Here is a 12,204-nt window from a genome sequence, read left to right on the forward strand (position 1 = left end):
CCGCCGCCCCCGTGTCCAAGACCGCCTGCGCGGCAGTGTTCTCCACAAGACCCCCCTCGCTCATGCCGCCATCACCCGCTGGTGGATCTCGGTCACGACCTTGCGCGCCGAGGTGAAGGCGCCGTGCTGCCACGCGATGGTGTGGCTGAGCCAGTCGCCGGAGAAGTAGACGTTGCCCTGCGGCTCGTTGAGCAGCTTGTACTCGGGGCCGTCCTGGTTGGGCCAGCCGACCCAGCCGCCCTCGAAGCCCGGCGTACGGTGCCATGCGACGCTGAACGACGTGTCCAGCTCCTTGCGGTAGCGCTCGCCGAAGATCTTGACGCCCTGGTCGACGGCCCGCTTGGTGCGCTCCTCGGGCGTGAGCTTGCCGTACGTCTCCGCCTGGGCCCCGAAGTGGTAGTAGCCGATGACGGTGCCGCGCCGGCCCTGGTAGCCGGTCGAGGGGAACCACAGCGTGGCGAGGTCCAGGTCCGTCGGCACGACGCCGCCGTACATGTGGTCGTCGGCCTCCCACCAACGGCGCCGGTACTCCAGCCCGATCTTGCCGACCGCGAGCGGGGTCGGGGTCTTGAGCGCGGAGGTGACGTTCGCGCCCAGGTTGTGGCGCAGCCGGGCGGCGATGTGCGGCGGCGTGGCGACGACGCAGAAGTCGGCGCGCTCCACGCGCTCGCGGCCGCTGCGGTCCTTCCAGGAGACCTCGACGCCGCCCGGCACGTTCGCGACACCGGTGGCCCATGCCTCGTACGTGATGCGGTGGCGGCCCACCGCGCGCTCCAGCGCCTTCGGGATGGCGTCCATGCCGCCGACCGGCTGGAACATCATCATCGCCTGGTCGTAGCCGAACTCGAAGGAGAACCGCTGACCGACGCCGCTGGCGAGCACGTCCGACAGCGACGGGACCGGACCGAGGACGGTGCCGCGCTCGTGCGCCGCGCCGGGCTCGACCGAGTAGCCGCGGCGGCTGGAACCGGTGTACTTGAAGCCGTCCGCCTTGCCCTTGATCGCGCCGAAGCTCTGCAGGAAGGAGATCAGCCGGTCCTTGTCGGCCTGCGACAGGGCGGCGTCCAGAGCGCCCTGGTCGGTGGCCTTGGCGAGCAGCTCGGATATGTAGCCGTAGACGTCCGCCTTGGCGGTACGCCAGCGCATCGGCTTCCCGGCGAGTGCCGGTGCCGCGTCGTGGTAGATGTACGCGTCGGCGTTGGCGTTCACGAACGCCTCCAGCTCGACGCCGAGTTCACGGCAGTAGTCCAAAGTGACGTGCGACTGGGGGAGGCGGCCGGGGCCGCAGTTCATGTACTGGCCCTCGCTGAAGCGTCCCCGCTGGGTGCGTCCGTCGAGGTCGGTCTCGGAGGTGCCGCCGCGGGCCGTCCAGTTGCGGCCGCCGGGGCGGTTCTTGGCCTCGAGGATGCGGCAGTCGTACCCCGCCTTGCCCAGCTCGTACGCGGCGGCGAGCCCCGCGATGCCCGCCCCGAGGACGACGACCTTCTTGCGCCCGCGACCGGTGAGGGTGAAGTCGGACTGCGACGGGGGCTTGTAGGGGGCGGCCTCCGCGGTCGGGACGGGAGCGAGTCCCATCGCCCCCATCGTCGAGTACAGGACACCGGCTCCGCCGGCTACCCCGATGGAGCGCAGCAGGCTGCGGCGTGACGTTTCGGCATTCAGCGGAACTTCCATGCGACCTCCTAGTGATCGCGATGGATCCTGCGGGAGCGCTGTTGCGCCCGGATGGCGCAACGGTTTCCGGGGGGTTGTCAAAAACTCATGGGAGTGAACGCGGTTCCGGCCCGCGGGTGACGCGCACACGCGTGTCACCACTTCGCAACATGCGCGAAATGGACTGAACAGATGATCGGAACAGCCCCATACTCGTCATCCCAGGGGTACCGAAATCGGGTACGGGTGCAAGGCCGACCGGACGGCCGCGTCCGGACCGGGCCCGGCACCCGGGGCACCGAACCGCCGTCCGCACCACGCGGATGCGCACAGCCGAAGGAGGCGGTCTCCGCATGCTGTTCCGCCTGCGTGTCTCCCTGCCCGACCGGCCCGGCTCGCTCGCCCGGGTCACCCAGGCGTTCGGCACTGCCGGCGCCGACGTGCTGCAGATGAGCGTCCTGGAACGGGAAACCGGCCGGGCCGTCGACGAGTTCACCGTCTCGTGGCCGGGGGAGCGGCCGATCGGCCGCCTGGTCGAGAGCCTGCAGAGCCTGGCGGGGGTGCGCGTCGACGGCTGCTGGGCCGCGGGCGAGGTGCCGGGGGCGTCCCCCGAACTCGACGTCCTCGGCCAGGTCGCCCGCGACCCCGGCCGCGCGGTCGCCACACTCGTCGACGCCTCGCCCGCGCTCTTCCACGCCGAATGGGCGGTGGCCACGCGCGGCAGCAAGTCCCGTTCCGTCGTGCACTCCAGTTGGCAGGCACCCGCTTCCCCGCAACTGCCTTCCGTGTCGCCGCTGCGCCCGCTCGCCCTGGAGTTCGACAAGGACCTGCACGGCCCCGGCGTGTACGGCGCGGCCGCGCCCATTGGGTTGTCCTGGCTGACGCTCTTCGTGGTGCGCACCGACGGTCCGGCCTTCCACCGCAGCGAGCTGGAGCGCCTCGGCCGCCTGGTCGACGTGGTGCTGGGCGTGCTGGGCAGCCGGGCCGCCCCGCGTCCCACCCGCACCGCCCAACCCACCTGACCGCCGGGCGACCCCGACGCACCTCGGTCCGACGTACCTCGGCACGGCATACCCCGACCCGCGCACCTCGGCCCGACGTCCGCGGGCCGCCCGCCCGGCACGGCCGGTCGGGCCCGGTCGGGTGCCGTGGCCGAGTGGCGGTCATTCGGATGCTTTAAGCTTCTATGGCGATTAATACCTATATCGCAGGCTTATGTGCTAGGTGGCACAGTTGTAGAAAACCGGAACCGCGGGGGCCGCCACTCCGTCGCTTCGGGGTGCACAGGGGGCCCGGCGCGGCCATGTTCCGGGTGTGCCGAGCGCACGATGCGCGAGATCTGGCGGTTGGGCAGTCCGGGGGCCAGCAGAAAGCGACATCTGTGCAGGAAGAGCATCAGCCCCCGGCCACGGCCGATGGCACGGGAAACGGTCCCGATCCGGAGCGGAACAGCCGGGTCGGGCGGCGGCGCACGGGCCGCCGCCGGCGTCGCAGGCGCATCCTGATCGGCATAGCCGCCGGGCTGGCGGTGCTGCTGCTGGCCGCGGGCGGCCTCGCGTGGTGGGCGTACGAGCGCCTCAACGGCAACATCAAGACCGAGGACTTCGCCGCCAAGCTGGGCGACGACAAGAACCGGCCGGTCGCCACCAACGCGCTCAACATCCTGCTCGTCGGCACGGACACCCGGGCGGGTGAGAACGCGCAGTACGGCAGCGACCCCGGCGACACGCAGCGGTCCGACACCACGGTCCTGCTGCACGTCCCCGAGGGCCGGAAGAGCGCACTGGGCGTCAGCTTCCCGCGCGACCTCATGGTCGCCGTCCCGTCCTGCCAGAAGGGCGATGGCACGATGTCGCGCGCCTACTTCGGCATGTTCAACAGCGCGATGGAGGTGGGCGGCACCGCCTGCACCATCAAGACGGTCGAACAGTTGACCGGGGTCCGCGTCGACCACCAGATCACCGTGGACTTCACCGGCTTCAAGAAGCTCGTCGACGCGATGGGCGGGGTCCCGATCCACCTCGACCAGCCGATCGACGACAAGGCGGCCAAGCTCCAGCTCCCGGCGGGCGACGTGACGCTCAACGGCGAGCAGGCCCTCGGCTTCGTCCGGGCCCGCAAGAGCATCGGCGACGGCAGCGACCTCCAGCGCATCGAACGGCAGCAGCTGTTCATGACCGCGATGGTCGCCAAGGTCAAGAACGAGAGCCTGCTGACCAGCCCGACACGCCTGTACGGCATCCTCGACGCCGCCACCAAGGCCATCACCACCGACCCGGCGCTCGGGACCCTCAGGGACCTGTACGACCTGCTGAACAGCCTCAAGAACATCCCGCAGAACGCGGTGAAGTTCGAGACGGTCCCGATCACCACCTACGCACCCGACCCGAACCGGCTCGCCCTCGTGCGCCCCGAGGCGGACGTGCAGTTCGCCCGCCTGCGCGACGAGTCGGCGGCGGTCGTACCCGACGACGCCGGGCCGAACGCCGGAAGCACCGGCACCTCCGGCGCCGCGACCAGCCCGGGGACCCTCACGACCACCGACCCGTAGCGCCGCCCGCCCGCGCTTTCCGCCCGCCCCGCCCGGCGCTTCGAAAAAGTGCCCAGAGCGGCCACCGCACTAGGGAGTGTCTTCAAATTCGCGTCGGTTCGCGGGCCCGGCGAGAATTTGAAGACACGACCTAGCACTATGTGGCGTTTCGTGGGCGCTTACCCGTGACCTCGGCGTGACCCCCCGTCGTTGGACTGTACGGTGCAGGTGACCATGTCCCGCGCTGTGCGTGCGCCGGGCCTGGCTACGGTGATTCACCGGTCGAACTACGGGATACCGAGGGGTTGGTGGCAGGCGCGCCATGGCGGGTCGGGTTCTTCAGGTCGTGCAGGGCACCCGCTGGCGGCGCCGTTCGGGGGAGTACTCCTCGATCGGCTCGGCGCTCGCGGCCGCGGCGCCGGGTGACTCGGTGACCGTCGCCTCCGGGACCTATCAGGAGGACGTCGTCATCGGCGTCCCGGTGACCGTCACCTGCGCGGACGGACCCGGCACCGTATTCCTGGAGGCCGAGGACGGCGTCGCCCTCACCGTGCTCGCCGATGCGGCCGTGCACGGCCTCACCGTCACCGGCGGCGCCGGGGTGCTGTCGTCCGCGATCGTGGTGGACGCGTGCTCGCCGATACTGGAGGAACTGACGGTACGCGCCGTCTCGGTCGTGGCCGTGGAGGTCCGCGGCGGAGCCGACCCCGTGCTGCGCCGCTGCCGCATCGGCAACCCGCAAGGGATAGGCGTCGGCGTCACCGGCCTGGCTCGCGGCCGGTTCGAGGACTGCGAGATCTCCGGCACAGGCCGCGAGGGCATGGACGTACGCGACGGCGCGCGGCCCGAGGTGGTCGACTGCCGCCTGAGCGACATCTCCGGCCACGGCCTGCGCTTCAGCGGCCCCGGAACCGGAGGCACGGTTTCCAACTGCGAGATCCACGACGGCTCCGACACCGAGCCGGCGGTCTTCGCGGGCGACCAGGCGATGCCCGAACTGATCTCGTGCCACATCCACGATGTCGGCGGCGGGGGCGTGTGCGTCGCGGGCGGCGCGGCGCCGACCGTCACCGAATGCCGGATCGAACGCGTCGGATGGGCCGGCATCTCGGTCGGCGGGCAGTCCAGCGGCGGCACGGCCGTCCGTACCGAGATCACCGCGGTCAAGGGCACCGGTGTGCAGGTCGACGACCTCGCGGAGTTCACGCTGGAGGACTGCCGGATCCGGGATGCCGAGGCCAACGGCGTGTCCGTCGACCGCGGCGCCACCGCGACGCTCGTCGGCTGCCGCCTGCGGGACACCGGCCGCAGCGGCGTCGACGTCCACGGGCACAGCGAAGTCACGCTCACCAACTGCACGTTGCGCAGTTTCGGACGCAACGGCCTGTCCATCGCGGACCGGGGCGCCCGCGCGTCCGTCATCGACTGCGAGTTCCACGACTCCACCGGCGGGCACCCCGCGGTCTGGGTCGGCGACGGCGCGGACGCCGCCCTCGGCGACTGCCGCATCCACGACGTGCTCGACGCGGTCAAGGTCGGCGGGGTGGGCACCGGGCTGTCCATGCAGGGCTGCGAGATCCACGACGTGGAGGAGACCGCGGTCTCGGTCGGCCAAGGCGCGATCGTGTCGGTCAACGGCTGCCGCATCCGCAAGGGCACCACCGGGGTGTGGTTCACCGAGGCGGACTGCGGCGGCATCGTCGCCGACTGCGTGATCGAGGACGTCACCGACGGCGTCTCGGTCACCGGCGCGGCCGGTCCGACGGTACGCCGCGTCTCCGTCGAGCGCGCCTCCGGCGAGGGCATCCGGGTCTCCGGCGGCGGCCGCGGCGACTTCGAGGACTGCGAGGTCGCCAACGGCCGCGGCTTCGCGATCCACGTGCGCGAGGGCTGCCAGCCGTCGTTCACCCGCTGCCGTACGCGCGGAAACGCCAAGGGCGGCTTCGAGTTCGCCGACTCCGGTCCGATCGCCGCCGAGTGCACGTCGCAGGGCGACGGACCCGGCTCCGGCGGCGGGGACGGCGGCGCGGTCCCGGCGACGCTGCGGCCCGAGTCGAAGCAGGCCGGCGTCGCGACCCTCACCGAGCGCCTGACGGTGCCCGGCGCCCGCGAGGGCGGCAGCCCGGGAGGCGACGACGACGCAGGCGACGCCGCGTCCCGCAGTCCCGAGGAACTCCTCGGCGAGCTGGACGCGTTGGTGGGCCTGGAGTCCGTCAAGCGCGAGGTGCGCAATCTCATCGACCTGATCTCGGTCGGCAGGCGCCGCGAGGAGGCGGGGCTCAAGGCGCCCACCCTCCGGCGCCACCTGGTCTTCACCGGTTCACCGGGCACCGGCAAGACGACAGTTGCCCGGCTGTACGGCGAAATTGCCGCCGCACTCGGCGTATTGCGCCGCGGACACCTCGTCGAGGTCTCGCGCGTCGACCTGGTCGGCGAGCACATCGGCTCGACGGCGCCGCGTACCAAGGAGGTCTTCGACCGGGCCAGGGGCGGCGTGCTGTTCGTCGACGAGGCGTACTCCCTCGCACCGCCGGACCCGTCCCGAGACTTCGGGCGCGAGGCGATCGACACGCTCGTCAAGCTCATGGAGGACCATCGCGACGACGTGGTGGTGATCGTCGCGGGATACACCGACGAGATGGAGCGCTTCCTGTCCTCCAACCCCGGCTTCGGGTCCCGCTTCTCACGCACCATCACGTTCGAGGACTATGCCGCGGAGGAACTGGTCGAGATCACCGGCAAGCAGGTGGCCGAGCACGAGTACGTGCTGACCGACGCGGCCCGCGGCTCACTGCTCACCTACTTCCGCAGGCTGCCGCGCGGCACGGGCTTCGGTAACGCCCGCGAGGCGCGCCGCACGTTCGAGACGATGATCGAGAACCACGCGTCGCGCCTGGCCCGCATGCCCGAGGCCGGTATGGAGGATCTGCGCACCCTGCACGCCGCCGATCTGCCGGACCTGCCCGGCTGACGGTTCCCGCCCGGCGGACGGCTCCCGTCGGCTCCCTCCGGGCCCCGGTACGCCGCCCGGGTGGTGTGCTGGGCCGTATGGCGACCCGTGCAACAACGAACCGGTCGCGACATCGTGGCGTACGTGGCCCGAAGATGGACAACAGGTGAAGATGGGCATCGTGGACACCTGTCTGGGCATCGATATCGGCGGCACGGGGATCAAAGGCGCTCCCGTGGACACCGCGGCCGGACGCCTGCTGCACGAGCGCGTGCGGATCCTGACGCCGCAGCCGTCGGCCCCGGACCCCGTGGTGGAGGTGGTCCGGGACATCGTCGCGCGCTTCTCGTGGCGCGGACCGGTGGGCGTCACGTTCCCCGGTGTCGTCGTCGACGGGACGACGCGCACCGCGGCCAACGTCGACAAGGGCTGGGTCGACCTCGACGCCCGCAAGGTCTTCGCCGAGGCGCTGCGTCTGCCGGTGACGGTGGTGAACGACGCGGACGCGGCCGGGATCGCCGAGATGCGCTTCGGTGCCGGGCAGGGCCGCGGGGGGACCGTCCTGGTTCTGACGTTCGGCACCGGCATCGGCAGTGCGCTCTTCCACGACGGAGTGCTCGTCCCCAACACCGAGTTCGGGCATCTCGAACTGCACGGCCACGAGGCGGAGCACCACGCCGCGGGCAATGTGCGCGAGGAGCACGACCTGAGCTGGGAGCACTGGGCGCACCGCGTGCAGAAGTACCTGCTGCACCTGGAGATGCTCTTCTCGCCGTCGCTGTTCGTCATCGGCGGCGGGGTCAGCAAGAAGGCCGACAAGTTCCTGCCGCACATCAAGCACGTGCGCGCCGAGATCGTGCCCGCGTCGCTGCACAACGACGCGGGCATCGTCGGCGCCGCGCTCGCGGCCCAAGAGGGCTGTGGGGACGCCCTGTTGCCCAAGTCCTGACAGTCCTGACCGTCCGGGCCCCATCCGGGGCGAGAGGTCAGCCGTGCACCCGGCGCCCGGCCAGGTACGTCGCCAGCACCTCGATGTCCTTGATCTCCTCGGGCGCGACGTCGTGCGGGTCGGCGCCGAGTACGATCAGGTCCGCGTACTTCCCCGGCGTGATCGACCCGGTGATGTCGTCGCAGAACAGCTGGTACGCGGCGTCGATCGTCTCCGCGCGCAGTGCCTGATCGACCGTCAGGCACTCCTCGGGGGCCAGCACGCGCCCCTCCCGCGACCGCCGCGTGGTCGCCACCGTGATGTTGTGCAGCGGGTTCTCGGGCGTCGCGGGCGGGTCGTTGTGCAGCGAGATGCGCAGCCCGGCGTCGACCGCGGAGCGGGCCGCGGCCCAGCGTGCGCCGTACGTCTCCCCGAACAGCTGGTCGGTCAGGACCTCGCCCCAGTAGTAGACGTGGTCGATGAACACGCTTGCCGTGACGCCGAGTCCGGCCGCCCGCACGAACTGGTCCTGGCGCATCGCCCCGACGTGCTCCAGGCGCAGCCGGTGGTCGCGGCTCGGGTAGCGCGACAGAACGCTCTCGTACGCGTCGAGCACCATGTCGATCGCGAGGTCGCCGTGCGCGTGGCAGGCGATCTGCCAGCCCAGCGGGAAGTACGCCTCCACCAGCGCCGCGAGCGTGTCCCACGAGTAGTTCGTGCTGGCCCGCGGCCGACGCCCCAGGCCCAGGCTGCGGGTCAACTCCGTGTCCAGGTAGGGGAACGACACCGCGATGGTGCCGACCCACGGCGAGCCGTCCACCCAGATCTTGACGCCCACTTCGCGGATCATGTCGTCGCCGGCACCGGGCTTGTGGCCCTGCGGCGGGGCGTCCTCGACCGGCGCGTACAGGCGCAGCCGCACAGTCAGCTGGTCGAGGTCGCGCGCGGGGTCGAGGAGGGCCCGACGCCACTCGGGCAGGCACGCCATCTCGCTGATGGTGGTGACGCCGACCTGGTTGAGGCGCCGTACCTCGCGCGCGAGTGCGCGGGTGAGCTGCTCACGCGGGCCGGGCCGGTCGGGGAAGAGGCGGCGGATCGCCCCCGCTTCGTACGCGGCGCCGGTCAGCCGGCCCCGCGCGTCCCGCCCGAAGCGCGCGCCGGGCGGATCGGGCACGCCGCTGTGGACACCCGCGCGTTCGGCCGCCCGGGTGTTGAAGAACCCCAGGTGCGCCGACTGGGTGATGATGACCAGCGGTGCGTCCGGGGCGATTTCGTCGAGCCACGCGAGGGTCGGGTCGGGGAGGCCGGGACCGTGCCCGATCGGGTCCCAGCCGATGAACGACGCACCCTCGGAGCCGCGCGCGGCCAGTGTCTTGCGGATCGTGTCGACGACGCCGTCCGGGGTCGCCACGGTCATGGGCCGGATGTCTACCAGATCCGTCCCGAAGAGCCTGGCCTCCGCGATCGCGTGCCCGTGCGCCTCCACGAAGCCCGGCAGCAGGCAGCCGCCGCCCAACTCGACGACGCGGGTGACCGGTCCTGTCCAGTCCCGGGCCTCGTCGCGCGTGCCGACGCCGGTGATGCGGCCGTCCCGGACCGCGACCGCTTCGGCGCGCGGTCTCTGGTGGTCCATCGTCACGACCCGGCCCAGGAAGAGCAGGTCGGCGTCGTGGTCGGCGGGGCGTCCCGGATCGGGTGCGACGGTGCTCACCCCCGCCCGATACCCCGGGGGTTGATCACTGAAGCAGGCCAAAACGCGCCCACCCGGTCATTTCCGGTCGGTGCTCCGGCCGGCTCCGAGCAGGTCCGCCAGCATTCCGGCGATGTTCCAGGCGTCGTCGACGCCCCGGTGGTGGGTGCCTTCCAGCGGTCGGCCGAGGTGTGCCAGGGCGCCGGCCATGCCGAGTTCCCGGGGCAGTGCGTGCACGAGGGAGAACAGCGTCTTGACGTTCACATGCCGGGTTCCGAAGGGGTACGGCACACCCAGGTCGCGGCACTGGCGCTCGAACTGCTGCCGGTCGTAGTCGCCCCAACTGGCCCACACCCGTTCGTGCGAGCGGTACTCCGTGCGCAGGGTCGCGCACGCCTCGGCGAACGTGGCGCCGCCCTCGACGTCGGCCTGGGTGAGCGTGGTCAGCTCGGTGCAGAACGCGCCGACGGTCGAGCGCTCGGGGCGTACCAGGATGCCGCGCCGGCCGGAGCGCTCGGTGGTCGCCACGTCCAACTCGGTCACGCCGATCTCGATGATGTCGTTGGTCTCGCCGGGCGGGACGGTGCCGTCCCAGCAGGTGGCCTCGATGTCCACCACGAGGATCCGGTCGAGCAGTCGCTTCGCCATGGCGTGATCCAAGCAGCCCTGGTACCACGTACGGAACAGGTTTTCGCACCGCGGCAGCGGTCGCACATCGGAGGCGGGCATGCGGATCGGCGTTTTCATCGGCGACGTCAGCGGCGGGCGCACGAGTATCGACGGAGTGCTGGAACGGGCCCGCCGGGCGGAGGAGTCGGGCTTCGCGTCCGCCTGGCTGCCGCACATGCCGTGGAGCCTGGACGCGCTGACCGGACTCGCGCTGGCGGGCACGGTCACGTCGCGGATCGAGCTGGGCACCGCGGTCGTGCCGACGTACCCGAGGCACCCGCTGGCCATGGCGCAGCAGGCCATGTCGACGCAGGCCGCGACGGGGGGACGCCTGGCGCTGGGGATCGGGCCGTCGCACCCCGGGGTGATCGAGGGGATGCACGGCCTGTCCTACGACCGGCCGGCGCGCCACGTCCGCGAGTACGTGGAGGTGCTGAAGGCGGCCCAGGCGGGCGGCATGGACCGCATCGCATACGAGGGCGAGGTGTACCGCGTGGACGCGCTGCTCGACGTGCCCGACGGCTCGCCCTACCCGGTGCTGGTCGCGGCGCTCGCCCCGCTCATGCTCAAGCTCGCCGGCGAGGTCGGCGACGGCACGATCACGTATTGGGCCGACGAGCGCGCGGTGGGGGAGCACATCGCCCCGCGCATCAACGCGGCGGCGGAGGCGGCGGGCCGTACGGCGCCGCGTGTGATCGTGGGGCTGCCCGTCGCGATCGTGGACGACGCCGACGCGGGGCGCGAAAAGGCCGCGCGAATGTTCGCGATGTACGAGGGAATCCCGGCGTACCAGCGGGTTTTGGCGATCGGCGATGCCGGTGCGCCGGCGAGTGTGGCGCTCATCGGCGACGAGAAGGCGGTCGCGGAGCGCGTGCGCGCGTACGCCGACGCGGGCGGCACCGACCTCATGGCGGCCCCGCTCGGCCTCGGCCCGGACCGGGCCGAATCGCTGCTGCGCACCGAGGAGTTCCTCGCCTCGCTGACTTGACGAATGCCGGGGGAAGGTCCGAGGTACAGGGCATGACATAGCGGGAAAATCACCGCTATGACGTTGACGCCGGAACGCCTTGAGCCGGTGCCCCGGGAGTCCCTCCCCGCCGCGCCGGTCACGACGGTCGCCGCCCGCCTGTCCCGCATCCGCTGGATCGCGGGCGGCACCGGAGCGGGAAAGAGCACTCTGGCACGCCTGCTGGGAGCGCGGTACGGCCTCCCGGTCTGCCATGGAGACGACGCCGAACTCGGCTGGATAGCCCGCTCGGGTCCCGGCCACCCGAACCTGTTCGCGCTGTCCCGCCTGCCGCCGGGCAGCTTCTGGGCGGGTCGGACCCCCAAGCAGGCGTTCAAGGCCACGCCCAGCGTGCACGGCGAAACGCTCGCGCACCTGACCGAGGACCTGCTCGCCCGGCCGGACGAAGGCCCGCTCCTGGTCGACTACTTCGGCATCCTGCCCGAGCACCTGGCGCCGCTGCTCACCTCGCCCCGGCAGGCGGTCTTCCTGCTGCCCACACCGGAGTTCCGTGCCCTGGTCATGTTCGAGCGGCACGTGGACACGGGGTGCCCGGAGGTGCTGGCCAAGCGCCTGATGCGCGACGCCTTGTGGGACCGCAAGGTCCGCCGCCAGGCGGCGCGCCTCGGGCTGCACACGATCGTCACGGACGGCACGCGCCCGCTCGACGATCTCGCCGACGAGCTGGCCGCACACTTCGGCCTCGGCGCCGCCGTACATGGGGCGCGCGAGGTGCACGAGACGGCCGAAGCCGGCGAGGCGGACAGCCGGGACTGAG

General features: G+C 71.7%; 9 protein-coding genes. 6 read left to right on the forward strand and 3 right to left on the reverse strand.

The genetic code is table 11. The features are described from left to right. Nucleotides 1-60 precede the first annotated feature (60 nt). Nucleotides 61-1,674 carry a flavin monoamine oxidase family protein gene (locus AB0C36_RS04900; protein WP_358349299.1) on the reverse strand — a complete coding sequence of 538 codons (1,614 nt, stop codon included), beginning with the start codon at nt 1,672-1,674 and terminating at the stop codon, nt 61-63. Nucleotides 1,675-2,006: 332 nt separating this feature from the next. Here AB0C36_RS04900 and AB0C36_RS04905 point away from each other — a divergent pair, with 332 nt between their 5' ends. The 4 genes from AB0C36_RS04905 to ppgK all read left to right on the forward strand — a co-directional run bounded on the left by AB0C36_RS04905 (nt 2,007) and on the right by ppgK (nt 8,082). After that, complete coding sequence (locus AB0C36_RS04905) at nt 2,007-2,675, forward strand: ACT domain-containing protein (RefSeq protein WP_358349301.1); 669 nt, start codon at nt 2,007-2,009, stop codon at nt 2,673-2,675. Between the two features lie 359 nt (nt 2,676-3,034). Beyond that, nucleotides 3,035-4,204 carry an LCP family protein gene (locus AB0C36_RS04910; RefSeq protein ID WP_358349304.1) on the forward strand — a complete coding sequence of 390 codons (1,170 nt, stop codon included), beginning with the start codon at nt 3,035-3,037 and terminating at the stop codon, nt 4,202-4,204. A 301-nt stretch (nt 4,205-4,505) separates the two neighbouring features. Then, nucleotides 4,506-7,154, forward strand: a complete 2,649-nt coding sequence (locus tag AB0C36_RS04915; protein WP_358349306.1) for a right-handed parallel beta-helix repeat-containing protein — start codon at nt 4,506-4,508, stop codon at nt 7,152-7,154. Between the two features lie 151 nt (nt 7,155-7,305). Continuing rightward, complete coding sequence (gene ppgK / locus AB0C36_RS04920) at nt 7,306-8,082, forward strand: polyphosphate--glucose phosphotransferase (RefSeq protein WP_358349447.1); 777 nt, start codon at nt 7,306-7,308, stop codon at nt 8,080-8,082. Between the two features lie 37 nt (nt 8,083-8,119). Here the strand turns inward: ppgK and AB0C36_RS04925 are convergent, their stop codons facing one another. Beyond that, nucleotides 8,120-9,772: an amidohydrolase gene (locus tag AB0C36_RS04925; RefSeq protein ID WP_358349309.1), complete on the reverse strand. Its 1,653-nt coding sequence runs from the start codon at nt 9,770-9,772 to the stop codon at nt 8,120-8,122. A gap of 57 nt (nt 9,773-9,829) precedes the next feature. Next, nucleotides 9,830-10,399 carry a 3'-5' exonuclease gene (locus AB0C36_RS04930; protein ID WP_358349311.1) on the reverse strand — a complete coding sequence of 190 codons (570 nt, stop codon included), beginning with the start codon at nt 10,397-10,399 and terminating at the stop codon, nt 9,830-9,832. A gap of 79 nt (nt 10,400-10,478) precedes the next feature. Here AB0C36_RS04930 and AB0C36_RS04935 point away from each other — a divergent pair, with 79 nt between their 5' ends. Both AB0C36_RS04935 and AB0C36_RS04940 read left to right on the forward strand, forming a co-directional pair. Then, nucleotides 10,479-11,408: a TIGR03564 family F420-dependent LLM class oxidoreductase gene (locus AB0C36_RS04935; RefSeq protein WP_358349313.1), complete on the forward strand. Its 930-nt coding sequence runs from the start codon at nt 10,479-10,481 to the stop codon at nt 11,406-11,408. Nucleotides 11,409-11,465: 57 nt separating this feature from the next. Continuing rightward, nucleotides 11,466-12,203 (forward strand): hypothetical protein, encoded by a 738-nt coding sequence (locus AB0C36_RS04940; protein ID WP_358349316.1) that lies wholly within the window; start codon nt 11,466-11,468, stop codon nt 12,201-12,203. The last annotated feature ends 1 nt before the right edge of the window (nt 12,204 follow it).

The organism is Streptodolium elevatio (assembly GCF_040649515.1).
Taxonomy (GTDB): Bacteria; Actinomycetota; Actinomycetes; order Streptomycetales; family Streptomycetaceae; genus Yinghuangia; species Yinghuangia elevatio.